The organism is Clostridium sp. 1001271st1 H5, from assembly GCF_005845215.1.
Taxonomy (GTDB): Bacteria; Bacillota; Clostridia; order Lachnospirales; family Lachnospiraceae; genus Enterocloster.
Window position 1 is genome coordinate 669,221 of sequence record NZ_SPHO01000001.1, and the last position, 26,419, is coordinate 695,639.

Below are 26,419 nucleotides of genomic sequence, written 5' to 3' on the forward strand. Positions count from 1 at the left end.
CTACTAATACTACAATTTGGAAAGGGGAAAATGGCTATATCCGTAAAGAAAAGCAGAAAAATGCCACGACTGAAACTCCGTTGTAGAGTGATCTGTCGTGGCATTACATTGTGAATTTATTTTTGCTGAGCCATTTTCCGATATTCAATCGGCAGGAGGCCTGTACTCTTGCGAAATAATTCCGCAAACCGGCTAGAAGTAGAGTAACCGATCATTTCCGCAATCTGTCCCATTGTGAAATCCGTATCGATCAGCAAATGCTCTGCCTGGCTCATGCGGCGCTGTTGAATGTACTCTGTGATCGTGCAGCCTTGCAGCTGCTTAAAAGATGTTTTCAGCTTAGTGGTTCCCATACAGGCGATTTTTGCAAGACGTTCTAATGGAATATCAAAAGCATAGTGGTCATTGAGATAAGCAATCACATTTTTCAGTTGCGCCACATCCTGCTCGGACAAACGTTTCTCTTTACGGGACAGAATTTTTTTCTGTTCTTCCACGACAAGAGATACGGCCTCGGCTACTTTCGCTTCATAGAATAATCCTGCGGCAATCCCATCCCCACGGTAGACCTTTACTTCATGGAGCAATTTAGCCATAGCTGGGAAATCTGTTGTCTGATCGATCTGCCGGAAAGCTGCAAGCGGGCTGATATAATCCCCTGGATATTGCTTTTGGAGATAATCCTCATAGTATGCCGGCATGACTTCGATACCGATGGAACGGATGGGGATTTTTTTGTGGATCAGCGCCTTGTATGGCTTATAACCGCCGATAAAGGCTTTAATACATCCGGCAGACATCTGCCGATAGGGATTTAATTCCTCCCCGGAGATAGATTCATACTGGGTAATGCTTAAGGCTTCTGGCAGGTTAAATTCCATGAAGAAATCTTCGTGAAAATAGAAATCGTGGATTTTAATGTCGTACAGGTCTTTTTTCGCATAGACCCAGTAAAGGCCTTCCCCAAATTCAGGCGATAACCGCCAGCATTGTCCGGCAGAATTGAAGCGGTTATTGCTATCTACCGGGATAAAATGGTTATCTGTTAAAAGCGGCTCATAGTAATCCGCAATAATGCTATTGTTCAAATGACGGCCTCCTTTGAAACGATTGGACGGAGCTTTGCAATGAAAGGACGAAGATGCCCGGAACGTATTGCAGACCGCCCGGAAAGTTAGTATCATATAGACCGTGGTTAGCAGCAACTAATCATAATATAACAGATTTCAGGCGGTAGGTCAACCGTTCTTGAAGCAGGAGGAAAAAATATGAGTAATCAAGTAAATGCAAAGGCAGGATTGTCCGTCAAGGACTTAGTAACAACAGGGATTTTCACCGCACTTTTGTTCGTATTCATCATGGTGGGTGGCGTCTTTTTTGCTACCAACCCGATGCTGACCTTTTTCATGCCCGCCGGGAGTGCTCTGCTTGCCGGGCCGGTTTATCTGCTGATGATCGCAAAAGTACATAAGCGCTGGAGTATCACGATCATGGGCGTTATAATGGCCATCATCTGGTTTGTCACCGGTATGCACTGGGCGTTTGCGCTGGGCTATCTCATTATGGCCGTCGTAGCGGATTTTGTCGCCGGTACAAAGCAGTACAAGAGCAAGAAAATCAACAGCCTGTCCTATATCCTTTTCTCCCTGGGCGGAACAGGGTCGTACCTTGTTTTCTTCGCTGATCCCCAGGGCTGGGCACAGACCATGTTGGGAAATGGAACCGAGCAAAGCTATATCGACACCATGCAGGCGACCGCAAACGCGGGAATCTTTATTGCCATGTTTGCCGCTCTCCTTGTAACAGCTTCTATCAGTGCATTTGTGGGCTGCAAAATGCTGAAGAAGCAGTTTGAAAAAGCAGGTATTACAGCATGATGGGTAACACCGTCCAGAAAGGGCTTTGGCTTGACCCGCGGGCCAAGCTCTTTCTTATTTTAATGTGCGTACTGTGTTCCATGTTCGCACCTTCCCTTTCGTATCAGTTTGCACTTGTCCTGCTGATTGCTGTATTGGGAGTGCTTTGCGGAAAGTGGAAATATTCCATAAAAGGGGTTTGCTTTTATGCCGTGGTCTGTGTACTGACGGTCTGGATCATGGCGGCCATGACGGGGACGCTACGGACCATGTTTGTTGCGTTCCTTGGACTGTACCATAAAGTTTATGCTTGTGGGATGCTGGCAGGGATTGTCCTGTCCACAACGAAAGTCAGCGAGTTTTTATCTGCCATGAACCGCATCCATGCCCCGAAAAAATTTGTCATTACATTTGCGGTCATGCTGCGCTATATTCCAACTATCCAGGAGGACTGGCATTTTGTTAAGGACGCCATGCGGATGCGGGATGTATCGCCCTCCCTGGGCGGATTCCTTTCCCATCCGGGGATGACGGTAGAGTGTATTTATGTGCCGCTGATGATGATGGCCTCCAAAGCAGCGGACGAGCTTTCCATTGCCTCTGTTACTCGCGGGATTGAGAATCCCAATCCCCGGACCTGCCTTGTCCAGATAAAATGCGGGATTGCAGATTGGATGGCGATGTTGATTGCTGTTGCTTTCTTTATTTTTGAATTATGTATGCGGGGAGGTGTGACCGGGTGATTGAATTTGAAAATGTATCATTTTCTTATGAGGGACAGGAGCATGGCGGTCTGCATGGAATCAGCCTGAAAATTGCAGACGGGGAATGTGTCTTGTTCTGTGGCCGTAGCGGGTGTGGAAAAACAACGGTCACAAGGCTGGTAAACGGCCTGATTCCACAATTTTACCAGGGAGAACTTCAAGGGCGTGTGCTGGTGGACGGACAGGAAATCAGCAACCTGCCCATGTATCAGATCGCCGCAAAGGTGGGCTCCGTCTTTCAGAATCCCCGGACGCAGTTTTTCAATGTGGATACGGACAGTGAGATTGCGTTTGGAATTGAAAATGAAGCCAGGCCGGTAAAGGAACTGGAGGAACGGGTAGAACAGACAACAAAAGATTTGCATATTGAAAAGCTACGGAACCGCAATATTTTTGAATTGTCCGGTGGGGAGAAACAGAAAATCGCGTTTGCGTCTGTCTATGCCATGAACCCGGAAATCTATCTGCTGGACGAACCATCCTCGAATCTGGACATGGCTTCTATCCAGGAATTGAAAGAACATCTGCGGCTGATAAAAAGCCAGGGGAAAACCATTTTGATTGCGGAGCACAGACTCTATTATCTGATGGAGCTGGCAGATCGCATTGTTTATCTGGAAGATGGAGAAATAGCAAGGATTTTCACGCCGGAGGAATTTCTCCGGCTGCCCGAAACCGAACGGGAACACATGGGGCTGCGGGCGGTTGATCTGGCAAGGGTGCTCCCTCCGGCCAGTCATCCGCCTGTTTCCTCTCCCACATTAGCACTCCATGATGTTACTCTGCGCTATAAAAAACGGACGATTCTACACCAGATTGCTCTTTCTGCGGCAAAGGGGGAAGTCATTGGGGTGGTCGGTCATAATGGAGCCGGAAAGACCACGTTTTCCCGCGCCCTGTGTGGGCTTCATAAAGACTGTGAAGGCGCGTTCCTTTGGGACGACCAGCCGATGGAACACAAGGCGAGGTTGAAACGCTCTTATATGGTTATGCAGGATGTGAACTATGAATTGTTTGCGGAGAGTGTGGGGGCAGAATGTTCCTTCGGAATCCGAAACCCGGATCAAGATTTAGTAGAGGAAACCATGAAGGAATTGGGGCTTACAGCCTACCGGGAACGCCATCCCAACACGCTTTCCGGTGGACAGAAGCAACGTGTGGCTGTGGCAGTCAGCATGATCTGTGGAAAAGATTTGCTGGTGTTCGATGAACCCACCAGCGGCCTGGACTTTGACAGCATGGCGCAGGTAGCAGGTCTGATAAAACGGTTATCCGAACAGGGGAAAATCATTTTTATTGTCACCCACGATTTTGAATTTGTCTGCCGTACCTGCTCCCGTGTCCTGCATTTTGATGAAGGGGAAATGCCGGATGACATCCCTGTTGTGATGGATTCCCTTCAAAAGCTCCGGGAACTGTTCTCTGTTTCAGAGAGAAAGGAGATGTGAAGTGATGAAACAGAAAAAAGAAAACAGGATTGCACTGCTGCTTCAATGGGCCGGTGAGCAAAAAATCTGGCTGCTGCTGGCAATCCTGCTGGCCATGGCAAGCGGCCTGTGTATCATTGTCCCGTATATCGGGATTTATCGCCTGATTGATGCCGCTTTCCAGCATATCTGCACAAAAGAGCTTGTCGTACAGACGGTAATGATGATCTCCGTTTCTGTGGCCCTGCGCTTTGTTTTATTCGGGTGTTCCGGTGTGGCGGCCCATAAAGGTGCTTACGGTGCTTTGTTCAAGGTGCGCTGCATGGTGGCGGAACATCTGGCAAAAGTCCCCCTTGGTACATTGAATGAGCGGCGGACCGGGGATATTAAAACGGTTCTGAATGAAGATATTGAAAAGCTGGAGTTGTTTTTAGCCCATAACCTTCCAGACCTTGTGTGCTATATGGTAGGGCCGGTAGCAATTTTCATTTATTTGATGACAGTAAATATCCCATTGGCACTGGTTTCCCTGGTGCCGTTGATTTTGGCCGTTGTGGTAATGGGGGTTATGTTTCGGAATACGGACGATTTGATGGACCGGGCGAACCGATCCATTACAACGCTCAATTCCGTTATGATCGAGTATATCAGCGGTATGAAACTGATTAAAGCGTACAACATGGGGAGCAAATCGTTCCAGAAATTTTCCGGTGCGATCCAGGAAGAGAATGCCATGTGGAATGAAACCTCCCGGAGAATGGGGCCTCCTTACGCAACCTTTGTGGTTCTGATCGAATGTGGGATGTTGCTGATGGTTCCCCTGGGCGGGATGTTCTTTCTGAAAGGCTCCCTGGCGGCCAGTGCATTTTTGCTGTTCGTCTATGTCGGCTCCATGTATCTGACGGAGATCCGGCCTTTGCAGGAATTGGGGACAAACTTTGCGAATGTCCTGGGTGCCATTACCAAAACAAAAGAAATATTGGACGTTCCTGTTTATGAAGGCGGAATGGACTTCCCGGAAAACCATGATATTGAGCTTAAGAATGTGCGTTTTTCCTACGATGGGAAAACGGATGTCCTGCAAGGCGTCAACCTCAAGATCAGGGATGGGGAACGCATGGCACTTGTGGGACAGTCCGGCGCGGGCAAGAGTACCGTGATTGAACTGATCTCCCGGTTTTATGATGTGCAGGAGGGGGAGGTGCTGATCGGCGGGATCAACGTGAATGAACTGAACTACGATACCATCCTGAAGAATATTGCCATTGTATTTCAAAAGACATTCCTTACCCGTGACAGTGTACTGGAAAATATCCGCATGGGTTCAGACGCCAGCCTGGAGGAAGTACGGGCTGCCGCCAGGGAGGCGCAGATTGATGACTTCATCATGTCGCTGCCGGATGGTTATGACACAAAGGTAGGCAGCTTCGGCTCCCGTTTCTCCGGTGGGGAAAAACAGCGGATTGCTATTGCAAGGGCGATCTTGAAAAATGCTCCCATCCTGATTCTGGACGAAGCGACAAGCGCCTCTGACCCGGAAAATCAGATGGAAATTGATAAGGCCATTCAGAACCTCTGCAAAGGCAGGACGGTCATTGTGGTAGCGCACAGGCTGAGCGCCTTGAAAATGTGCGACCGTGTGGCGGTGGTAGAGAATCATACGATCACCAGCGTCGGTACCCATGAGGAAGTGCGGAAAGAGAACGCTTATTATCGGAAAGCATGGGAGGACTACGAAACAGCGAGGGGAATTACTTATCAACTGGAAGGAGGCGGGCAGAATGAATCCAAATAACGTATGGAAGAAGAACCGGGAGTTTTATATTGGCGTTGCAGGGACTGTCCTGGAGGGACTGTTCTCTGGTAGCCTGTTTATGCTGCTTTATTCCGTCATGCGGTTTTTATGGGACGGTCAGTTTGATATGAACCGTGTACTGGTCCTGACAGGTGTTATTGCATTTATCTTTCTGCTCCGTATTTTGATATACAGCTATGGCTATACCAAAGCACAGATCGGCGGCGCAAAAGTCAGTAAAAATATCCGCTTGTTTATGGGCGACCATCTCAAGCGTATCCCGCTTTCCCGGTTTACACAAGGGCAGACAGGCGATTATATCAACACCATTACCAGTGATGTAAATAACTATGAAAAAATTCTGACCCATAAGATCGGGGACATTGCAAAGAGCTTTGCCCTGTCGCTGATGTTGATTGTTTTTGTGATGACGATCTACTTTCCAGCCGGGCTGATCCTCCTGATTGCCGACCTGCTTTTGATCCCCGGATTGTGGCTTTCTTTCCGGCAGGTAGCGAAGTATGGCAAAGAGAAGAACGATATTTGTGCAGAGAATGTCAGCAGCATTGTGGAGTATGTATCCGGTATCCAGACTTTCCGGGCCTATGGCGTTGGCGGTCTGAAAAACAAAACCGTGATCCATGCCATGCAGGAGTTTAGCAGGATCAGCTTTGTGTATGAAGCCAAGGTTCTCCCGATAGGTGCGGGATTTGGTATTTTGAGCTGGCTGTCCTGCCCGGTTGTGATCTGGACGGCCTATGGCCCCTGGGCAGCCGGAACTTTAGATACCGTGTCCTATCTTTTGATTTGTATGCTGCCTTTGTTCTGTGCGAAGCTGGCAAATTCCATTTTTGTAGACCTCACCAGCTATAAGAATCTGATGATCTCGAAAAATAAAATCATGGCTGTGATGAAGGAACCGGAAGAAACCGGCAGCATGGAGCCGCTACAGGCAGCCTCCCATGAGATTGTATTTGACCATGTGAACTTTTCTTATGTTCCTGGGGAACCGGTGTTAAAACAGGCTTCCTTTACTGTGCCGGATCAGAAGCTGACCGCCATTGTGGGGGATTCCGGCTCCGGCAAGTCTACCATCCTGAACCTGATTGCAAAATACTATGAAGTATCTGGCGGCACGATTTCCATAGGAGGCAGACCGATCAATCATATAGCTGCGGAACGGGTATTAGACCAGATTTCTATGGTGGACCAGGATGTGTTCCTGTTTGATGATACAGTGCGGGAGAATATCCGCCATGCCCGTCCGGATGCTACGGACGCAGAAATTGAAGTGGCCTGCCGAGAGGCAAACTGTGACGGCTTTATCCGCAAGATGGAGAGGGGTTATGATACGCCGATTGGGGAAAATGGAAATCTCCTGTCCGGCGGCGAACGCCAGCGCCTTTCCATAGCACGTGCCATTTTGAAAAACAGCCCGATCCTGCTGCTTGACGAGGCGACGGCCTCCCTAGACATTGAGAATGAATTGGCGGTAAAGCAGGCGATTGCGAATCTACTGAAAGAGAAAAAAACCGTGGTGATGATCGCACATACCCTATCCATCGTAAAAAATGCCGATCAGATTCTGGTGGTTTCCGATGGTCGGATCACCGAAGCTGGTACACACGAAGAATTGTTAGCAAAGGATGGAAAGTACGCTGCCATGTGGAACGCAGAACAGCAGCTTTCCGCCTAAAAGGAGGCTACGATGAAGATTCATGCGTCCGGGGAGGATTATCTGGAGGCTGTGCTGATACTCCAAAAGAAGCAAGGCATGGTCCGCTCCATTGACCTTGCCCGGTACATGGGCTTTAGCAAACCGAGTATCAGCCATGCGGTAGGCGTTTTGAAAAATGGAGGTTTTCTGACCATGGATGATGATGGGTTCCTTCATCTGACCGTCATAGGTCGGGAGATTGCCGAGAAAATCTATGAACGCCATTTGTTTTTTATGGAGCAGTTTATCGCTGCTGGCGTCGATCAGGAAACAGCGGAACAAGACGCCTGCCGGATTGAACACGCCATCAGTGATACATCTTTCCGAAAGCTGAAGGAGAAAGTACAAGGAACCGATTAGCGCACATCGGCTCCGCTCTGCTCTGCATAATAAGTTATCTGCCCCGTCCGGGGAAAGAAAAAAAACGTTGACTGGGGCAGATAATTTCGTGCGCTCATTTTAGAAATGTGATGCTCTATCGGCGGTTTTGAAAGATCAGGGCGCCGTTTCTTTTGCCCTCAAAGGGAATGACGTGCTGACGCTGGCGGATACGGCGGCTTACTGGAGGGAGCCGCTATGATACAACCTGACCGCAGACAAATTCTGACGATGTTTGCACTATCGTTAAAAAAGTCAGACCGCCCAACAGGAACAGTCTGACGACGATTGCGAAAATCGTCGCTTTTTAAAATTTATGTTGAAAGTAGATAGTAATAGAGCTGGGTATCATGTGCCCAGCTCAATCTTCTACATGGAAGACATCTTCCACCATCATATTAAAGTATTTTGAAATCCGCAGCATAAACTCTGCGGATGGGGTGCTTTCCCCACGTTCTATTCGACCGATGGTTTTGGTACAGTATCCGGTAGCTTCAGCAAGTTCATCCTGGTAGATGCCACGCTGCTCACGGATTTCTTTGATATTGTTGACAACCGCCATAAAAATTCCTTCTTTCAGATTCTGATTTCTTAGTGTTAATTATGCAAGAACATGTGTCCAATAAAAAGGACTTGCATTAATTGGCACTGGTCTTATTTGTAACTCTTAGCAATATCAGCAGGATTACATTTTCCGAGAACCTTACCAAATATATCTAAACGATCATCTTCTCCGACGGGGATAGGTGCATACTTTTCATTAAGCGAGATAAGGAAGATTCCGTCTTTATCGTTTTGCAATTTCTTGATGTAGGCTTCTCCGTTTAGAGCGAAGATGCCGATTTCTCCATTAGCAACAGATTCCTGTTGTAATACCCATGCAATCTGACCATCAGAAAACTCAGGCTCCATACTGTCGCCACTGATACGGACACCAAAAGTAGTATCTTCCGGTAAGATAGATTCATCTATACATACAGTCTCTTTTGGTCCGTCTACAAGGAAGTTACCGGTTCCGGCTGATACAGCATTTTCAAAAATATCAATGCAGCGGAACGGAATAATTTTGGCAGTCTGCTTTTCATATAATCCGGACGCATGGAGAAGATTAATATAATCCATAGCTTTTTCCCTGCCTTCATCAGTAAGTGATGAAAAAGGATCAGCAGGATTTACTCCAAAATATGCTTCATACATATTAGTAATACCAAGGATTCTACACACCTTGTAAAATATGGTAACGCTTGGTTCAGCAAGATTTCTTTCCCAGTTAGATATAGCTTTGTAGGAAATGGTAACACCTTCCTTAGCTAATTCATCAGCGAGATCCTGCTGGAGCAAGCCTTTCTTTTTTCTATATGATGAAATGATTTCTCCGATTGAGTACATAAATACGCCTCTTTTCTTTCATTTTGTTGATTTCTAATGTCTCTTTTCACTCCATAGTATATAGCAACAGTACCAATTATTCAAGCTAAAAATCCAATATAATGAGAAAAAGGACACATATGTCCGTTGACAGTCGATTATTCTTGGGGTTATACTATGCACTGTAAGAAACATTACTCATATACTTGGACTAAAGGTTATGGTAGAGACTGATTAAATACAGGAGGTTATGCAGATGGGAGACAGGGTAATACTTCATTCAGATATCAACTGTTGTTATGCTTCGATTGAACATTTGCATCATCCTGAGCTTGCAGGAAAGCCATTGGCAGTAGGCGGAGACCCGGAGGCAAGACATGGGATTGTCTTAACAGCTGACTATATTGCCAAGAAGTACGGTGTGAAAACAGGAATGGCACTCTGGCAGGCAAAGCAGGTCTGTCCGGACATAACATTTGTATCACCAAGAATGGACTTATATCTTCGGTTCTCAAGGATGGCTCATGAGATATATGCAGAATATACGGACAGACAGGAACCATATGGGATTGATGAGTGCTGGCTTGATGTGACAGGAAGCAGTTCCCTTAAAGGGGATGGATTGCTTATCGCACAGGAAATCAGCAGGAGAATGAAGTCAGAGCTTGGCATCACAGTGAGTGTTGGTGTTTCTTTCAATAAGATATTTGCAAAGCTGGGTTCTGACTACAAGAAGCCGGATGCTATCACTACTATGTATAAGAGTGAGTTTAAGCAGAAGGCTTGGTCGCTTCCGGTGGCAGATCTTCTATACGTTGGCAAAAGTACGAACAGAAAGCTTGCATTATTTGGTATTAAAACCATAGGTGATCTTGCAAGAACAGATGAAGATGTGCTTAACAGTCACCTTGGAAAGATGGGCAGTATCTTATGGTCATTTGCTAATGGCTATGATGATTCACCTGTCAAGCTGGAGAATACCCACGCTCCAATCAAATCGGTGGGAAACAGCACAACGACACCAAAGGATTTAGTATGCGATGAGGATGTAAAGATTGTTCTTTATATTCTGGCTGAGAGTGTTGCAGCAAGACTTCGTGAGAATGGATTCCGGTGCAGAGTGGTTGAGATAAGTGTCAGGGATAATGAATTATTCTCTTTTACCCGTCATAAAAAGATTGACCATGCGACAAATATTACCGGAGAAATAGCTGCATACGCATATCAGATATTTAAGGAAAACTATAACTGGAGCAAACCAATCCGTAGTGTTGGTGTCAGAGGTGCAGATCTGGTAACAGATAATTATTGGGAGCAGATAGATTTGTTCTCAAGTGTGGAGAAACGGGAAAAGCAGATGAAGATGGATAATGCTGTGGATGAGATTCGCAGAAGATTTGGATTTTACAGCATACAGAGAGGGCTTATGTACCGGGACAGGATTCTGTCGGCAGTCAATGCAAAAGAAGAACACACAGTACATCCACATGGGTACTTTTCAGGTTAGCAACGAGAAGTGCCAATAGAGTAAAGAAGAGGGAGGCGGAACATGAGCGAAGCAGCAAGAATTAATCTGGTAGACAGAGCACCATTGACGGAGAAGCAGCAGAATGTGTATGAAAGCATTATGCAATATCAGCGTGTGAATGGCTATGCTCCTACTATCAGGGAGATATGCAAGATGGTAGGGGTGGCATCGACTTCAAGTGTTTATGCACATCTGAAAATATTAGAAGAAAAAGGCTATATAGCAAGGAAGATGGATGCTTCCAGAGCAATAGCAATCTTGTAAGGAAGGTGATTACATTGAGCAATAAGGTATATGTTGATGTACTTGCAGAGTTTTCAAAGGACGGACTGCTCATTCCCAAAGAGATAACATGGGAAGATGGCAGAAAGTATGAGATTACACGAGTAAAAGACAAGCGTAGAGCAGCCAGTACAAGGGCTGGTGGCGTTGGAGAGCGTTATACCTGCGTGGTAGATGGAAAGGAAATATTCCTTTTCTATGAAGATAACAATATGTGGTTTATGGAAAGAGCCGGAGCCTGATGTGATTGTGTGCTTACAGCACAATTCATATCAGTTGGCTTTAGATCAGCAAAGCCGGGGAATGTGCAGACATTCATCGGAACTCTCGGCAAAAGGCTTGCAAAGGTGATTTCCCTTTCCTTTACGAGTACAGAATTGTAGATTGATGATTTTGTATGAATAAGGAGCGAACTGAATTGAACAAAGAAAATGTTATAGAAATTAGATGTAAAAAATGCAACAAGTTAATGATGGAATATTTTGTATGCGGTGATGATTCCGCTGTGGCACTTCAGAATATTGGAATTAAGTGTGACAGATGCAAGCGAGTGATGATACTCAAGAAGTATTCCGAGGGAATGATGAAGGAACATTCTGAGAATGGAACTTTCAGAATATAACGATTGAAAATTAAATTATAGCCCACCTGATAAGGGCACATCAAAAGATGGAAGCACCAGAGACGCAGGGGAAACGAACAGTATTTATGATACTGGTTTCCTCGTGCGTCTTTTTGTGCTGTAAAGGTAATCCGACTTGTTCGTTTCCAAGGGCGGCAAGGAGGATTTATGAGCAGTAAAGCACAGACAAGAGAAAAGGATTATGAGAGAGGAATACGAATTGCTGATAGAAGAAAGGAGATAGGATTATCACAGGATGAGTTAGCTCATAGAGTAGGTATAGGCAGACAAGCATTATCTGCGATTGAAAATGGTGGAGATTTTAAGACACAGACATTAGATAATCTAGCAATCGTACTTGGTGTATCTGTTGATTTCATAATGTATGGAAAGAATGAAGAAAAGTCGGAACTATTATCTGAGGCAATGGATGTTCTTTCAGATATGGATGAATTGCAGATAAGACAGTGTCTTGCAATGATGAAAGCAATGAAAAGCGTGTCAGTTGAAAAGTGATTGTCGTGTTTACACGACATAATTGTCGCCTGTACACGGTCGGCAATTAAGGTGTGGCAGATTACAATATACTTGTGCTTGAGATACAGCACACCACGAGAGTGGAGGCGCCAAAACTCTCCAATACGAAATCGTAAAGGAGATAACAAAATGAAAAAAAGAGATTTTAACTTAGTAGGAAACGAAGGTACAGATAATCAGGAGCTTGCAAAGGGTATTGCATTTGTAAAGTCACGCAGAGCGGAACTCAATGTAGTCCAGATGGTTGAAAGTATGCGTGATCAGGCAATACCTAATGGAGTAATAATAAATGATGCGTATTGTGATCGCTCAATGACAAGGGACTATGACAGAGAAGCACTGAATGCTTTCTTTGCAACACTTAAAGAGGAAGATTTTGAGGTTGTAGTAGTCAGAAGCCTGAATGAGATCACCGATGACATTTATGATCTGGAGGAATTTGTGAAGACCATCACAGATATGGGCATATGGCTCTATTCTCTTGAAGTCGGTCCAGTGCCAATTACTGTATCTCATGCAGAGGACTTTGGATGCTAAAGGAGTCCTTTGGTAGATCGACAACAGAAATTCATTCCGGTCGGGACAAACAAGTCCCGGCTGTGAAGGATTGCAGATTTACGCAGACTGCATTCGGAACAGTAGTACATGATTCGAGAGGGAAGTGGCTTGGTCAGTATGAAACAGAAGATGCAGCTGTAGAGATGTTAAGAGAAATGGCAAAGGACGATGGAGGATATAGCGATGAAATATGATGGTTATCAAGTTGGAATCGTGATTAAGTCGTTACGAATCCAAAGAAATCTTACAAAAGAAGCCCTTGCTGCTGAGCTTGGTATTAGTGAGTCAACTATCAAAAAGTATGAGAATGGAGAACGTGCATTAAGTATCACAAATCTATTTAAGATAATTGATTATTTCAAAGTAGATGCTAATACAATCCTGAATGTGGCAGAGGGTAAGAAAGAAAATTCAATAGACTCTAGGTTGGAATTAATGGATTATAGCAGGAAGGCATATTTTCAAAAGATATTTAACGAGATGCTTGATAATGCAGAGATGCTTGTTTCATAGGAGGTTTGGCTATGAGAAGAAAGAAAAAGACGATTGAATGTATAGAGTATCTGTCAGTAAGTGCACCATTGGATATAGTGGATCGCTTAGAGGACAAGCAGAGTAAATATATTCATGAGTATGTAAAAAATAAAGAATACATGATTGTTGGCACTGAACGCCGACATGGATTTTCACAGAATGATGTGGACAGACAGTGGCATCAGATTGTGGATAAGATTAGAAAAAAGCAGGTAGATGGTGTAATAGTCGCAAACATGAGTGTTATTACAGACAATCTTATTGACGCATTTATAAAAGTAGCGCAAGTTCAGGCTGCCGGAGGAATTATTGTTACAGTAGATGATGGCAGGCTGGCTATGCAGTTAAGGGGGTTTTAGATTATGAATAAGAATAAAAAACGATATGACAAATATAAAAAGTTTGATGTTGTATATGCAGATTTTGGTCGAAATCCGCATGGTGTGCAAGGGGGAATAAGACCGGGAATTGTAGTCTCGTGTGATGCAAGTAATCATGGTGGTGCACCTCAGATTTCAGTTGTTCCATTATCATCAAAACTGAAAGATAATCCTGTGCATGTGATAGTTGAGCCTTCAGAAATAAGAGGGCACTCATTGAGCAACAGATCTGATTTTATGCCGGAGGATATTCAAACTTTAAATAAGGGATGTGTCCGTTTTAAGTCGGGGTACATTCCGGGAGAATCGGAGATTAGGGAAGCAATGGATAGAGCGATGATAATGCAGCTTAATCTGTTACCTGTAGCACGCAAGATGGTATTAGAGGAATTGGAGATGAAACAAAATGGATAACAGAACGAAGAAAACAAATAACAAGAGATTTGTCAGATATCCAGAGGGTGCAGAGATGTACTCAATGAGTTTATCAAAGTTCCAGCAGTTAGCTAAGGATGCGAAAGCATGTTATAAGATGAATAGACTGGTGCTTGTGAACCTTGATATTCTTGATGAATATCTGGAGACATTTCATATAGAAGACGAGGAATTCTACAAATAAATTGAAAAGAATATGAAAGAGTTTGCATTAATATACTTGACTTTATGTCTGACATAAAGTATACTATGTTCAGATGGAGGTGATATATTGGCAAAGATGGGACGACCAAAGGCTGAAAATCCTGCTGATAAGAGGATTACAATCAGACTGAATGGTGAAGAACATGAATTGCTGCTTGAATACACCAAAAATCATAACATGACTATGACGCAAGTAGTTAAAATGGCAGTGTTAGAGAAACTAATGGCTGACCAGAAGTAATGCAGGCTCTTTTCTTTTTGAGAAAGGAGAAAAGATGGCTTGTAGAAAAGATGGTAAAGGAAGAGTATTACGAAAAGGAGAGCATTATCGTAAAACTGATGGTAGGTATTCATATATTTATACTGATCCATTGGGAAAACAAAGGACGATATATGCGAAATCTCTTGTAACACTTAGGCAGAAAGAAGACGAACTTGTTCGTGACCAGATGGACGGGTTAAATGTATATGTTGCTGGAAGTGCAGATGTAAATTTTTTGTTTGATAGATATATTTCTACCAAGACGGAGTTGCGAAGCACTACAAAAGCAAATTACTTATATACATGGGATCATTTTATCAGGGATACGTTCGGAAAGAAAAAGATTAAGGATGTGAAGTATTCTGATGTCTTATTTTTCTATACGGATTTGATTACGAACAAGGGATTGCAGGTAAATACTTTGGAGAGTATCAATACTGTATTGCGACCTACATTTGAGCTGGCAGTACGAGATGATATTATAAGAAGAAATCCTGTAAATGGAGCTTATGCCGAGGTGAAAAAAAGAAACGGTGGTGCTAGAAAGAGTCGAAGAGCACTGACAGTAGAGCAACAGAGAGAATTTATTGATTATGTTGCAAAGAATCCGTTTTTCTTCCATTGGTATCCGTTTTTTGTATTTCTGCTTGGAACTGGATGCAGAATCGGTGAGGCAATAGGCATCAGATGGGACGATGTTGATATGAAGAAACGAACAATCAATATTAACCATAGTCTTACTTATTACACAAGATCTGACAATTCATTTAAGTGTGAGTTTCGGGTTTCAGAACCTAAAACAGAAGCAGGAATAAGGACAATTCCAATGATGGGACCGGTGTATGAAGTGCTCAAGTCTGAATATCAGCGTCAGCAGGAAGAAGGTTTTTGTGTTGCAGAGGTTGATGGAATGACAAACTTTATATTTACTAATCGGTTTGGAAATCCACATAATCCGCAGGCAGTAAATCGTGCAATCAAGAGAATCGTTGATACTCACAATGCCGAAGAAGAGGTAGAGGCAAAGAAAAAGAAGAGAGAACCTATAATGTTGCCCAGGTTTTCATGTCACATTTTTAGACATACATTTGCTTCGAGGTTTTGTGAGAACGAAACCAATGTAAAAGTTATTCAAGAAGTAATGGGACATGCAGATGTCAGCACAACCATGAACATTTATGCGGAGGCAAATCCGGAGGTTACTAGAGAGGCTTTGGAGAAACTTGCCAAGAACATGGATGTGTTTTAGAAACAACAATATAATATAGAAAAGAGTCCTCTGATTTGAGGGCTAGGCAATTGACCAAAAAAATTTAATATGACTAATATATGACCAAAAAAGGCTGCGAATTTGGTTATTTTAGTACAGCTTGCTAAAGAAAATATTGTAATGATTTAAAGAAATGTAAATCATCTTACAGCTCTTTACAGCAGGAGCGAAAAAGCTCCCAACGATGAAGACGCTGGGCGGTTCCGATGCTTCCAAGAAGGAAGGAAAGGCGGCTGCACCTGCTGCGCAGGCCGTGGAGCCGGTAAAGGATATTGATTTTTCAAAGGTAGAGATAGAGCCACTGTTTAAGGATTTTGTGGATTTTGAGACCTTTGCAAAGTCCGACTACAGGGCTGTGAAGGTAAAAGAGTGCTCGGCAGTGCCAAAGAGCAAGAAGCTTCTCAAGTTTGTGCTGGACGACGGAAGCGGTGAGGACCGTGTGATTTTAAGCGGAATCCATGAGTATTATGAGCCCGAGGAACTGGTGGGAAAGACAGCCATCGCTATTACGAACCTGCCTCCCCGTCCAATGATGGGCATTGATTCCTGCGGTATGCTGATTTCTGCGGTTCATCATGAAGAGGGCCAGGAACGTCTGCATCTTCTGATGGTGGATGACAGGATTCCTGCGGGAGCAAAGCTGTATTAAATTGAATCTATGGTTTTCAGATAATGACCGGGGCGGGAGTTAAAAATCCTGCCCCGGTTTTTTGGCGGAAAAAAGGCAGCATAAACGCACTTTTTATTAAGACAACCCGGATTTCTCCTGCTATAATAAAATGAACCAGACCAGGAGGTGGCATAATGAAACAACAAAAGGATATAGTGGGAAAGGTTATTGATTATATTGAGGGACATCTAAAGGAGGAACTGAACCTGGAGCAGATAGCAGAGCATGCAGGTTATTCCAGGTTCCATCTGAACCGGATGTTCATGGAAGAAACCGGGTGCACGATTTATAAATATGTGCAGGAGCGCAGGCTTACCCTGGCGGCAGAGAAGCTGGTGGATACGGATATGGACATCGCACAGATTTCTTATGATGCGGGATACCAGTCCCAGCAGGCATTTTCCCTTGCTTTTAAGCAGGTATATGGGTGTCCTCCGGGAACCTACAGAAAGCGGGGAATCCATGTGCCTGCCAAGAAACGGATACAGATGCATAATATATCCTGTTTTTCCGTATCCGGAATGTATGGAAAATTATCGGGGAGGATTGCGGCGTGAGCACCATACCTTATGTAATTGAACAGACGGGAAGAGGAGAGAGAAGCTATGACATATATTCCAGGCTTCTGTCGGACCGGATTATTTTTCTGGGGGAGGATGTGAATGACACGTCGGCCAGCCTGATAATAGCCCAGATGCTGTTTCTGGAATCCGCTGACCCGGACAAGGATATACAGCTGTATATCAACAGTCCGGGAGGTTCCGTGACAGCGGGCTGGGCTGTTTATGACACCATGCAGTATATTAAATGCGATGTGTCAACCATCTGCCTTGGGCTGGCAGCCAGCTTCGGGGCCTTTTTGCTGGCAGGCGGAACCCATGGAAAGCGCATGGCCCTTCCTAATTCTGAAATCATGATACACCAGCCGGCCATCCATGGAAATGGAATCCAGGGCCCTGCCAGCGACATCAAAATCATGTCGGATTATATGCAGAAAAGCAGGCAGCGCCTGAACCGGGTCCTGGCGGCCAATACAGGCCGTTCCGTGGAAGAAATCGCCAGGGATACGGAACGGGATAATTTCATGAGCGCCAGTGAGGCGTTGGAGTACGGCCTGATTGATTCTGTCCTTACAAGGCGGTAATACATGCACAGGCCGGCCGCGGCCTATATGCAGTTCCCCATGGAAAGCCCATATGCAATCCCGCATAAGGTGTCGATACCGGAGGAATGCCCGATGCCCGAAAATACGTTCAGAATTGTTTCGGAAGAAGGAAGGCCAATCAGGCTGCTGACAGCCGGACTGAAGTGGCGCTGTACGGAGCAGTCCAAAAAAGCGCGGCTGATATCATTGGTGTCAGACCGGCGGGCTGCTATCTCTTGGCAAAGACACAGGGCAAAGGGATGGTTTTCCTCTCCGCAATAGGTGAGTCCCGCCAGGACTCCGCATAAAAAATCATCTCCGCTTGGCGTAAGCCCTATTCCAAGTCCTATAAGCCCTGCCAGGTTTTGGGCCGCTGCCTGGTACATGTCCTGTTCCAGGCATATGCTGCATTGGCGGATATGGTTTTGGGCCGCAGTCAGAATGAGGCGGCCTTCTTCCCCTGCCTTTATCCCGCTGCCGTCCCGGACATCGCTGAACAGCAGCCGGAATATGCCTGCCTGTGAACCGGCGACGGCCTGGCGGACCCGCGTGAGAAGCTCTCTGCAGGGAAATTCCCCGGGAGGGGAGGTTAATTGGGTGCAGAGGACTTTTCCGGGCCGGTACAGAAAGGTTACAGGGCGTTCCGGTGAGGATATGAGAAGCCGGCTGCCGGTAAAGGACACCGGCTGCCCCGGCTGAACAGGAAGCTCCTCAAAGCATTGTGCATCCATGTCCGTTATCATGCTGATGGGGGACATGGGCGAAGAGGCTGCCTGGAGAGCCAGAAGCTGTTCTCCGGACCGGATATTTACTGTTTTTTTGTAGACCGAGTGGACGGTCCAGGAAGGATACAGGCTCAATTGCTGTTCCACGTATGTGGTAATGGCTGTGACTGCATGGCTCATCAGGTTTCTCCCAGTGTTAAATAGATATACAATAAAATAGAATGGTTTTAACATAATGGCGTTTCCGCTCCATGGCGGAAACGCTATTTTTGTTGTTTAATGCATTTGTAACAATGCCTCAACAATAGATTTTACCAGATTATTATAAAAAACACAAAAACAAATTTCAAAATATGAAATTTTTATACATGGTAGACAAAAAAATAGGATTTTTCCCCGTTTTCTCGTCATTGTTTTATGACTGTGTATCAAATAAAATACAACGTAAGTATTGAAACGGTCAACGGTTTACAGTTTGTAAGGAGGGTAAAATGTACGATTTAGTGGTAACAAACGGAAGGCTGGTAACCCCCGACAGGATTTATGAAGCCGATATTGCAGTGAAAGACGGAGTCTATTCCGCGTTTCTTGCACCGGGGGAAAAGACGGAGGCAAAGGAAGTGATTGATGCAAAGGGATGCTACGTATACCCGGGAATCATTGACTGTCATGCCCATTTAAATGAACCGGGATTTGAATACAGGGAAGATTTTGAAACCGGCTCCAGGGCGGCGGCAGCAGCGGGCTGCACCTGCCTGATAGACATGCCTCTGAACAATGAACCGTCTTTGATGAACAAGGAGATATTTGACCTGAAGATGGGACGCATCAGCAAGCACTCCTATGTGGATTTTGCCCTGTGGGGAGGTATTGTGGGTGACTATGACAGCCGGCCCGGTTCGGTGAAGAACAACATGGCCGACCTGGTGGATTTACATCGCTGCGGCGTGGCTGCATTTAAGGGATTTACCTGTCCCAACGGCGATTTGTTCCCCACTGTAAACATGGGAAATGTGAGAAAGGCGCTGGAAATCCTAAAACCATACGGAGCCCTGTGCGGCTTCCACTGTGAGGAGTTCGGCCAGGTTCTGGAACGTGAAAAGGAGGCCAAGGCCAGAACCGGAAGGACAAGGGAAGAAAAAATCAGGGATTTCCTGGATGCCCATGATGTCTGGACCGAGTATGTTGCCACCAAAAATGTCATTGATATGGCCAGGGCCACAGGGGGAAGGGTGCATATCTGCCATGTGAGCCATCCCATGGTGGCGCAGGCGGTTAAGGATGCCATCCATGAAGGGCTCCCCATTACGGCTGAGACCTGTCCCCACTATCTTGGGTTTACAGAGGACTTTGTCTTTGAGAAGGGCGCTCCGGCCAAGTGCACACCGCCCATGCGCAGAAAGGAGGACATGGAGCGGCTGTGGGATTATGTTCTGGACGGCACCCTGTCCTGCGTGGGCAGCGACCACTCGCCGGCTGCGGATGAGGAAAAGGACAATGCCACAAAGGATATCTGGCATGCATGGGGCGGCCTTAATTCCATTCAGTTTTTCCTGCCCATGATGTTTGACATGGTGGTGAACCGGAAGGGCTTAAGCCCCACCCTGATTGCCAGGGTGATGGATTACAATCCGGCCAAGGTATTCGGCCTTTACGGCCGTAAGGGGGCCTTTGAGCTGGGATTTGACGGGGATATTGTTATTGTTGACCCGGAGAAGGCCTGGAAATGCAATCAGAGAGAGCTGCTGACCAAGGGGCATGTGTCCTGCTTCGACGGTCTGGAAGGGAAAGGCGCTCCTGTGTGCACCATCATCCGCGGCCGGACGGTTGCGGCCGGGGGAACCTTCAGGGAAGACGCTTCGGGCTATGGAAAATACGTGACTCCGGTACAGGGCTGTTAACAAAGGGAGAAGAAAGTAAAGGGTGACATTATGAGTGATGTAAAGAATGAGGTAAAACAGCAATCAGATTCATTGGCGCCGATTCAGGACAAGGACCGCATCATGGGGTGGGGGTCCTACCTGATGCTGTGGCTGGGAGGATGTATCTCCATCGGCACGCTGACCATGGGTTCCGCCCAGTTAGACAAGGGGCTGAACCTGATGCAGGTATTTATGGCAGTGCTGATTGGTTCCACCATACTGGTTATCGGCATCTGTGCAAATGACCGTTTCAGCTACAAATCAGGCGCGCCCTATGCGGTCCAGCTTAAGAGCGCATACGGTACAAAGGGAAACATTGTGCCTGTGATGATTCGTGGGCTTCCGGCTATTGTGTGGTATGGCTTCCAGACCTGGCTGGGCGGCTCCGCCATCAACCAGATATCCATTGCTATATTCGGATATGACAATGTGGTGCTGTACTTCCTGCTGTTCCAGGTGATACAGATAATATTATCCGTAAAGGGGTTTCATGGAATTAAATGGGTGGAGAATATCGGGGGCGTGGTTATTGTCAGCGCCATGCTCTACATGCTGTTTGTGTGCGTGACCCAGTACGGCGGCGTGATTGGCGATAAGCTGGTCAGCAGAAAGGGGTCCTGGGGAATGCCATTTGTAGCTGCCATCATTGCATTCTTCGGCAACAGCACCACGGTCATGCTCAATGCGGGAGACTATTCCAGGGAGCTGAAAGGCGGCTATTCCGTGGGAAAACGCGGCGTTGCCTACTTTATCGCCATGGTTCCCACCACGGTTCTTCTGGGGCTTATCGGCGCAATGGCTTCCACCGCAACAGGGATAGCCAATCCCATCAATGCCTTTTCCCAGATGGTGCACAATAAGGTCCTGCTGGTGGCAACCCTTGGATTCATCCTGTTTGCCCAGATGACAACCAACCTGGCCAGCAACGTGGTGCCGCCGGCCTATGCATTTATGGATGCGTTTAAGATGAAGCACAGGACAGCCGTTATCCTGGTGGGTATCCTGGCCGTATGCACCTGTCCCTGGATTCTGACCAATGACAGTTCCGCGGCAGGGCTGGATTTGTTCGTTAAAATTTATACCGCTTTCTTCGGCCCGATTTTCGCTGTGCTGATTACGGATTATTATATCCTGCACAGGGGCCGGATGGAAGGGGAGGCGCTGGATGACCTCTACGATGACAATGGAGAACATGCAGGCATTAACTGGGCTGCCATCATAGCAACAGCAGTGGGCGCGGTCATTGGACTTATCAATGTGGATGTTTCCTTTTTCACGGCAACCATACCCACGGGACTGGTGTACTATCTATGCATGAAGCACATGCCGTCCTGCTGCCGTTTCAGGAAAGGAACTTCTTTGGAGAAGTAAACAGGAGGCAAAGCTTATGTATGATTTGTTAGTGAAAAATGGAAGGATTGTCACCCCGGAGACAGTGGAGGAGGGGAATATCGGTGTAAAGGACGGCAGGATTGCAGCCATACTCGCTGCGGACCAGGAGCCGGAGGCGGCAAGGGTAGTGGACGCAAAAGGAAACTATGTATTTCCGGGAGCCATTGACACCCACGCCCATCTCAACGACCCGGGCTATGAGTGGAGGGAGGATTACGAACACGGCACTGCCGCTGCTGCGGTGGGCGGTTACACCACGGTTATCGACATGCCTCTGCAGAACGAGCCGGCCATGACAAATGCGGAGATTTTTGACCGGAAGGTGGAAAAGGTGGACTGCAATGCATATGCGGACTACTGCTTCTGGGGCGGTCTGGTGCCGGATAATTTTGACGAACTGGAAGGACTCCATGAGAAGGGCTGCGTTGCCTTTAAGTCATTCATAGGGCCTGTGTCGCCGGATTACAGCTCCTTAAGCTACGGGCAGGCCTATGAAGCCATGGAGCGAATCAAACAATTCGGAGGCCGCGCCGGCTTTCACTGCGAAGATTTTTCCATGATTAAATGGCAGGAAGCCAGGATGAAACGGGAAGGGCGCATGGACTGGCAGGGATTTCTGGATTCCAGGCCTGTGATTGCGGAGATGGTTGCAACCGTGGATATGATTGAGCTGGCCAAAGCAACCGGATGCAAATTACATATCTGCCATGTGAGCAGCCCTGATGTGGCGCAGAAGATAAAGGAGGCCCAGCAAGAGGGCTATGATGTGACGGCGGAGACATGCTCCCATTATCTGAGCCTTACGGACCGGGATGTGCTGGAAAAGGGTCCCCTGTTTAAATGCGCGCCTCCCCTGCGCTCCAGGGAGGACGTGGACCGCCTGTGGGCCTATGTGGAGGACGGAACCTTCAGCGGCATAGCCAGCGACCACTCGCCCTGCTCCTATGATGAAAAATTCAAGGAGATTCTGGGCAATAAGATTGAGAATGTATTTGATGTCTGGGGAGGCATCAGCGGTATCCAGAGCGGATTCCAGGTTGCCTTCAGCGAGGGCTGCGCAAAGCGGGGACTGAGTCCGGCTGTGCTTGCAAGGGCCATGGCCCTGAACCCGGCCAAAGCATTTGGCATATACGGCAGAAAGGGGGATATACGCCCTGGATTTGATGCGGACCTGGTGATTCTGGACCCGGAAAAAGAGTGGGAGATTACAAGTGATTCCCTTCTCTACGTAAACAGGATTTCCGCGTTTGTGGGGATGAAGGGAAAGGGGCTGCCTGTATGCACCATTATCCGCGGCAATCTTGTGGCTGAGGACGGAAGGATTACAGCAGAAAAAGGCGTGGGAACCCTGGTCAGGAGACTTCAGTGAGTTCCTGTTATGTGGAAAAGGAGGAGGTATAAGCAATATGGTAGAAAATATGAATCTGAATCCGGAACTGGTTAAGAATGTGGACCCGGACCTTCAGCCTGCGAAAAAACGTATTATGGGGCCTGTTTCCTATGCGGCCAGCTTTATGGGAGGGTGCGTGTCCATCGGCACCTTTTCCATGGGCGCCGGCCTGATTGGAGCACTGACAGTGGGTCAGGCCATTCTGGCCATGGTTATCGGATGTCTGGTCATTGCGGTTGCGCTGGTGGTTATCGGCAACTGCGGACATAAATACGGCATTCCCTATACCATACAGCTCAGAAGCAGTTTTGGCACCACCGGGGTCAAGGTGCCCGGACTGCTGAGAGGCATTCCCGCCATTATCTGGTTCGGGTTCCAGAGCTGGGTGGGAGCAGGAGCCATCAACAGCTGTCTGAGCATCCTGTTCGGATTCAGCAACCTTCCCCTGGTCTATGCCCTGTTCACCATGCTGCAGGTTGCCCTGGCCATCAAGGGATTTGAAGGCATCAAGTGGCTGGAAAATATTTCCTGTGTTTTTATCATTGCTATTCTGGCCTACATGCTGTATGTGGTCAGGACACAGTTTGCAACTGAGATTGACGATGTATTTTCCGGAATCAAGGGGACCTGGGGCATGCCTTTCTGGGCAGCCACCACCTCCTTCCTGGGAATCTATTCCACCATGATTATCAATGCATCCGATTATTCCCGCAACTTGCAGGAAAAAGTGGGGCCCGCCTTTACCGGAAGCATCTACACCATAGCCATTCTGCCTGTAACGCTGTTCATGGGACTTATCGGCCTTCTTGTGACAGCGGCAACCGGCAACAGCGACCCGGTTGTGGTGTTCTCAACAACCATGGGAAGCAAGTTCCTCACTGTGGTGACACTGCTGTTTATCGCATTTGCCCAGGTTACCACCAACGTGCTGAACAACATTGTTCCCCCATCCTATGTGCTGATGGAGTCATTCCACATGAAATGGTCCCACGCCACTGTACTGGTGGGAATACTTTCTGCCTGCTGTATGCCGTGGAAGCTGGTAACCGATGATTCCGCCGCAGGTTTGAGCCTGTTTACCCAGTTTTACTCCGCGTTCCTGGGGCCCATCTTTGCAGTGATGGCGGTGGATTACTATATTCTCCGGAGGAAGAAGCTGGACATCAATCAAATGTATGACAAACAGGGCGTGTTTAAGGGAGTCAACTGGGCGGCCATCATTGCCATCATCATCGGCTCCCTCTGCTCTCTGGTCATAGTCCAGCTGTCCTGGTATGTGAGTCTCCTTCCCACAGGACTGGTATATTACTTCCTGATGAAGACCATGAAGAGCGCAAAGCCCTTTTGTACAGGGACTATTTTCCAGAGCCGGGAGAGCTGATGTTCGAATGCAGGAATGCCAGAGTCTCATCCAGCAGCTGCTTCGTAAAGGGGCTGCCCTCATCCCGGTCAAAGTCGTGGCTGCCGCAGGAGGCAATGAACTGCCGCGGATGGAAACGGTTTGACAGTTCCAGGAATTCTGCATAAGGCACATCGGTGTCCCCCGTACTGTGGGCGCAGAAAAGAGGACAGGGCAGTGCAGTGCAGGCGCGCAGGGTGTAGTCCAGATAGAAATATTTTTCCCGGCCTTCATACAGAAGGGAACGCCAGGCGCCTGCCTGTCTTGCATATACATAGATGCTGTAGTGGGTGTCCAGGGCTCCGGCGGTGTGAGGGACGCCTCCTGTCTGTTCCAGGCAGGAGGCATCCACAGCCGGAAGGGACCTGTAATATTCGCTGGGCGTCTGAAACCAGTTATCACACAGGAATCCGTATCCGTAATAGGAGAGGATTCCCGCAGGAGCCTGGGGAAGGTTTCCCCGGGCAGCGGCCAGAAGGCAGAGATATGCCCCGGCGGAACGGCCCCACAGGAAGAAGGGCAGCTTTTGGCCGCAGTACAGTTCGGGATTATTGATGTAATGGGTGATGGAGGAACATACATCACCTATTATGGTATCCAGCTTTGCGGCGGGGGCAAGGGGATAATCGTAGGAAATAATGATATATCCTGCATGGGTCAGGGTCCGGATGTGGAGGTCCGGCAAATCCTCCCGGTGTCCGTACAGCAGACCGCCTCCGTGGAAATAAAGGACAGAGGCCTTTGCCTCCGTGCCCCTTTCCGAATATATAGTTGCATACTTTGGATAAGAAGGATGGTCCAGGCTTATCTCTTTCTTTTCCGGCATAATGGTTTTCTCCTTTCGGCAACAGTTGAATTTAACTAAAGATATTATAGCACGGAACCTCAAAAAAGAGGGGCGTTAAAAATTTAGCAATAGGGTATAAAATGGATAAAAATCATAGGAAGATTTGCCTAATTAGATAATTGAAATAAAGAGGCTGTTTTGCAATAATGTAATTATAAAAAAGCTGACCGAAACGGCCCAAAAAGAATGAAAGAGAGGAAGTAGAAATGAGTTATTTAAATGAACAGATAGGATACCGCGAGGAATTATTGACAACACGTTCCGTAATCAAGAAGGAAAATTATGTGCTGCTGGAGCCGGACGGGCTGGTTAAGAACAGCATTCCCGGTTATGAGAACTGCGATGTCACCATTCTGGGCTCCCCGGCCATGGGAGCCACCTTTGCGGATTACCTGGTTACGGTAAAGGAAAATGGAAAAAACACAGGAATCGGCGGCGAGGGTCTGGAGACATTCCTCTATGTGCTGTCCGGCGAAGTGACTGTGAAGAACGAAGACAAGGAAGCAGTCCTCACCCAGGGCGGTTACATCTACTCACCGGAGAGCAACAAGGTTTCCTTTGAAAACAAGAGCGGCAAGGAAGCAAAGCTGTATGTATACAAGCGCAGATACGAGAGAATCGAAGGGTACAGTGCATTTACCGTGGTGGGAAATGCCAATGACCTTCCATGGGTGGAGTATGAGGGCATGGAGAACTGCCACATCAAGGATTTCCTTCCCGCAGCAGGCAACTTCGGGTTTGACATGAACATGCACATCCTGAAATTCAAGCTGGGCGCATCCCACGGCTATATCGAGACTCATATTCAGGAGCACGGAATGTATTTCCTGTCAGGCAAGGGCATGTACAGGGCCGACAGCGACTGGGTGCCGGTAAAAGCAGGAGATTACATGTTCCTGGATGCATACTGCCCCCAGGCATGCTACGCAGTGGGACGCGAAGAGGATTTTGCGTACATTTACTCCAAGGATTGCAACAGAGACGTACAGCTGTAAAGAAAAATGAAAATAAAC

The 26,419-nt window shown here is 47.0% G+C and carries 31 protein-coding genes and 1 pseudogene; 27 read left to right on the forward strand and 5 right to left on the reverse strand.

All coding sequences use genetic code 11. From position 1 onward, the window contains the following. Window positions 1-116 precede the first annotated feature (116 nt). Window positions 117-1,088 carry an AraC family transcriptional regulator gene (locus tag FGS84_RS02850; protein WP_138304165.1) on the reverse strand — a complete coding sequence of 324 codons (972 nt, stop codon included), beginning with the start codon at window positions 1,086-1,088 and terminating at the stop codon, window positions 117-119. Window positions 1,089-1,268: 180 nt separating this feature from the next. Here FGS84_RS02850 and FGS84_RS02855 point away from each other — a divergent pair, with 180 nt between their 5' ends. Genes FGS84_RS02855 through FGS84_RS02880 form a run of 6 tightly spaced genes read left to right on the forward strand, consistent with a single transcriptional unit; the run spans window position 1,269 to window position 7,919 of the window. Further along, a complete protein-coding gene (locus FGS84_RS02855) occupies window positions 1,269-1,877 on the forward strand; it encodes an MptD family putative ECF transporter S component (protein WP_008395298.1) in 609 nt (202 codons plus the stop codon). Beyond that, window positions 1,874-2,599, forward strand: coding sequence for an energy-coupling factor transporter transmembrane component T (locus FGS84_RS02860; RefSeq protein ID WP_117485010.1), 726 nt, complete (start codon window positions 1,874-1,876; stop codon window positions 2,597-2,599). Before FGS84_RS02855 ends, FGS84_RS02860 begins: the two co-directional genes overlap by 4 nt. Then, window positions 2,596-4,068, forward strand: coding sequence for an energy-coupling factor ABC transporter ATP-binding protein (locus FGS84_RS02865; RefSeq protein ID WP_118711467.1), 1,473 nt, complete (start codon window positions 2,596-2,598; stop codon window positions 4,066-4,068). The genes FGS84_RS02860 and FGS84_RS02865 overlap by 4 nt, the downstream gene beginning before the upstream one ends. Window positions 4,069-4,072: 4 nt before the next feature. After that, complete coding sequence (locus tag FGS84_RS02870) at window positions 4,073-5,842, forward strand: ABC transporter ATP-binding protein (RefSeq protein WP_138304163.1); 1,770 nt, start codon at window positions 4,073-4,075, stop codon at window positions 5,840-5,842. Further along, entirely contained in the window at window positions 5,829-7,538 is a 1,710-nt protein-coding gene (locus FGS84_RS02875) for an ABC transporter ATP-binding protein (RefSeq protein WP_117908549.1), read from the forward strand. Before FGS84_RS02870 ends, FGS84_RS02875 begins: the two co-directional genes overlap by 14 nt. Before the next feature lie 12 nt (window positions 7,539-7,550). Continuing rightward, on the forward strand, window positions 7,551-7,919 hold the full coding sequence (locus FGS84_RS02880; RefSeq protein WP_138304161.1) for a metal-dependent transcriptional regulator: 369 nt from the start codon (window positions 7,551-7,553) through the stop codon (window positions 7,917-7,919). A 379-nt stretch (window positions 7,920-8,298) separates the two neighbouring features. On the opposite strand, the gene FGS84_RS02885 is transcribed toward FGS84_RS02880, so the two are convergent. Both FGS84_RS02885 and FGS84_RS02890 read right to left on the reverse strand, forming a co-directional pair. Further along, on the reverse strand, window positions 8,299-8,499 hold the full coding sequence (locus FGS84_RS02885; RefSeq protein WP_008395289.1) for a helix-turn-helix transcriptional regulator: 201 nt from the start codon (window positions 8,497-8,499) through the stop codon (window positions 8,299-8,301). 92 nt (window positions 8,500-8,591) lie between these two features. Next, the gene (locus FGS84_RS02890; RefSeq protein WP_138304159.1) at window positions 8,592-9,326 is read right to left on the reverse strand and encodes a S24 family peptidase; all 735 of its coding nucleotides are present in this window, start codon (window positions 9,324-9,326) and stop codon (window positions 8,592-8,594) included. Window positions 9,327-9,561: 235 nt separating this feature from the next. On the opposite strand from FGS84_RS02890, the gene dinB reads away from it, so the two are divergent. From dinB to FGS84_RS02970, 16 genes and pseudogenes are all read left to right on the forward strand, one after another. After that, window positions 9,562-10,812: a DNA polymerase IV gene (gene dinB / locus FGS84_RS02895; RefSeq protein ID WP_138304158.1), complete on the forward strand. Its 1,251-nt coding sequence runs from the start codon at window positions 9,562-9,564 to the stop codon at window positions 10,810-10,812. A gap of 42 nt (window positions 10,813-10,854) precedes the next feature. Beyond that, window positions 10,855-11,097: a LexA repressor gene (locus FGS84_RS02900; protein WP_077326115.1), complete on the forward strand. Its 243-nt coding sequence runs from the start codon at window positions 10,855-10,857 to the stop codon at window positions 11,095-11,097. Between the two features lie 5 nt (window positions 11,098-11,102). Then, window positions 11,103-11,357, forward strand: coding sequence for a hypothetical protein (locus FGS84_RS02905; RefSeq protein ID WP_004611568.1), 255 nt, complete (start codon window positions 11,103-11,105; stop codon window positions 11,355-11,357). Between the two features lie 176 nt (window positions 11,358-11,533). After that, window positions 11,534-11,737 carry a hypothetical protein gene (locus FGS84_RS02910; protein WP_226801081.1) on the forward strand — a complete coding sequence of 68 codons (204 nt, stop codon included), beginning with the start codon at window positions 11,534-11,536 and terminating at the stop codon, window positions 11,735-11,737. A 168-nt stretch (window positions 11,738-11,905) separates the two neighbouring features. Further along, on the forward strand, window positions 11,906-12,253 hold the full coding sequence (locus FGS84_RS02915) for a helix-turn-helix transcriptional regulator (RefSeq protein WP_008395283.1): 348 nt from the start codon (window positions 11,906-11,908) through the stop codon (window positions 12,251-12,253). 150 nt (window positions 12,254-12,403) lie between these two features. Further along, complete coding sequence (locus FGS84_RS02920; RefSeq protein ID WP_008395282.1) at window positions 12,404-12,811, forward strand: recombinase family protein; 408 nt, start codon at window positions 12,404-12,406, stop codon at window positions 12,809-12,811. Between the two features lie 62 nt (window positions 12,812-12,873). Next, window positions 12,874-13,026 (forward strand): hypothetical protein, encoded by a 153-nt coding sequence (locus tag FGS84_RS02925; protein ID WP_243129821.1) that lies wholly within the window; start codon window positions 12,874-12,876, stop codon window positions 13,024-13,026. Then, entirely contained in the window at window positions 13,016-13,345 is a 330-nt protein-coding gene (locus FGS84_RS02930; protein WP_158564467.1) for a helix-turn-helix transcriptional regulator, read from the forward strand. Before FGS84_RS02925 ends, FGS84_RS02930 begins: the two co-directional genes overlap by 11 nt. Window positions 13,346-13,356: 11 nt before the next feature. Next, window positions 13,357-13,725 carry a recombinase family protein gene (locus FGS84_RS02935; RefSeq protein WP_138304154.1) on the forward strand — a complete coding sequence of 123 codons (369 nt, stop codon included), beginning with the start codon at window positions 13,357-13,359 and terminating at the stop codon, window positions 13,723-13,725. A gap of 3 nt (window positions 13,726-13,728) precedes the next feature. Further along, window positions 13,729-14,160, forward strand: a complete 432-nt coding sequence (locus tag FGS84_RS02940; RefSeq protein WP_138304152.1) for a type II toxin-antitoxin system PemK/MazF family toxin — start codon at window positions 13,729-13,731, stop codon at window positions 14,158-14,160. Further along, window positions 14,153-14,365 carry a DUF6462 family protein gene (locus tag FGS84_RS02945; protein WP_015567913.1) on the forward strand — a complete coding sequence of 71 codons (213 nt, stop codon included), beginning with the start codon at window positions 14,153-14,155 and terminating at the stop codon, window positions 14,363-14,365. The genes FGS84_RS02940 and FGS84_RS02945 overlap by 8 nt, the downstream gene beginning before the upstream one ends. Before the next feature lie 96 nt (window positions 14,366-14,461). Beyond that, window positions 14,462-14,626 carry a DUF6290 family protein gene (locus FGS84_RS02950; RefSeq protein WP_227081569.1) on the forward strand — a complete coding sequence of 55 codons (165 nt, stop codon included), beginning with the start codon at window positions 14,462-14,464 and terminating at the stop codon, window positions 14,624-14,626. Window positions 14,627-14,660: 34 nt separating this feature from the next. Beyond that, on the forward strand, window positions 14,661-15,896 hold the full coding sequence (locus FGS84_RS02955; protein WP_117477966.1) for a site-specific integrase: 1,236 nt from the start codon (window positions 14,661-14,663) through the stop codon (window positions 15,894-15,896). Window positions 15,897-16,095: 199 nt separating this feature from the next. Next, window positions 16,096-16,566: pseudogene (locus FGS84_RS02960) on the forward strand (lysine--tRNA ligase); the annotation flags it as partial. A 155-nt stretch (window positions 16,567-16,721) separates the two neighbouring features. Continuing rightward, complete coding sequence (locus tag FGS84_RS02965; RefSeq protein ID WP_138306162.1) at window positions 16,722-17,144, forward strand: AraC family transcriptional regulator; 423 nt, start codon at window positions 16,722-16,724, stop codon at window positions 17,142-17,144. Continuing rightward, window positions 17,141-17,731 carry an ATP-dependent Clp protease proteolytic subunit gene (locus FGS84_RS02970; RefSeq protein ID WP_138306163.1) on the forward strand — a complete coding sequence of 197 codons (591 nt, stop codon included), beginning with the start codon at window positions 17,141-17,143 and terminating at the stop codon, window positions 17,729-17,731. Before FGS84_RS02965 ends, FGS84_RS02970 begins: the two co-directional genes overlap by 4 nt. A 23-nt stretch (window positions 17,732-17,754) precedes the next feature. Here the strand turns inward: FGS84_RS02970 and FGS84_RS02975 are convergent, their stop codons facing one another. Continuing rightward, entirely contained in the window at window positions 17,755-18,636 is an 882-nt protein-coding gene (locus FGS84_RS02975; RefSeq protein ID WP_138306164.1) for a DUF2877 domain-containing protein, read from the reverse strand. A gap of 311 nt (window positions 18,637-18,947) precedes the next feature. Between FGS84_RS02975 and allB (FGS84_RS02980) the strand changes: the two genes are divergently transcribed. From allB (FGS84_RS02980) to FGS84_RS02995, 4 genes are read left to right on the forward strand one after another with little or no spacing between them, the layout of a single operon-like run. Next, entirely contained in the window at window positions 18,948-20,357 is a 1,410-nt protein-coding gene (gene allB, locus FGS84_RS02980; protein ID WP_138306165.1) for an allantoinase AllB, read from the forward strand. A gap of 30 nt (window positions 20,358-20,387) precedes the next feature. Beyond that, window positions 20,388-21,749 carry an NCS1 family transporter gene (locus FGS84_RS02985; protein WP_138306166.1) on the forward strand — a complete coding sequence of 454 codons (1,362 nt, stop codon included), beginning with the start codon at window positions 20,388-20,390 and terminating at the stop codon, window positions 21,747-21,749. Between the two features lie 16 nt (window positions 21,750-21,765). Further along, entirely contained in the window at window positions 21,766-23,139 is a 1,374-nt protein-coding gene (gene allB, locus FGS84_RS02990) for an allantoinase AllB (protein WP_138306167.1), read from the forward strand. 37 nt (window positions 23,140-23,176) lie between these two features. Beyond that, complete coding sequence (locus FGS84_RS02995) at window positions 23,177-24,541, forward strand: NCS1 family transporter (protein WP_207739818.1); 1,365 nt, start codon at window positions 23,177-23,179, stop codon at window positions 24,539-24,541. Here FGS84_RS02995 and FGS84_RS03000 read toward each other — a convergent pair. Beyond that, entirely contained in the window at window positions 24,516-25,385 is an 870-nt protein-coding gene (locus tag FGS84_RS03000) for an alpha/beta hydrolase (protein ID WP_138306168.1), read from the reverse strand. The two genes, FGS84_RS02995 and FGS84_RS03000, sit on opposite strands and share 26 nt — an antisense overlap. Before the next feature lie 227 nt (window positions 25,386-25,612). Between FGS84_RS03000 and allE the strand changes: the two genes are divergently transcribed. Continuing rightward, entirely contained in the window at window positions 25,613-26,401 is a 789-nt protein-coding gene (allE, locus tag FGS84_RS03005) for a (S)-ureidoglycine aminohydrolase (RefSeq protein ID WP_138306169.1), read from the forward strand. Window positions 26,402-26,419 lie beyond the last annotated feature (18 nt).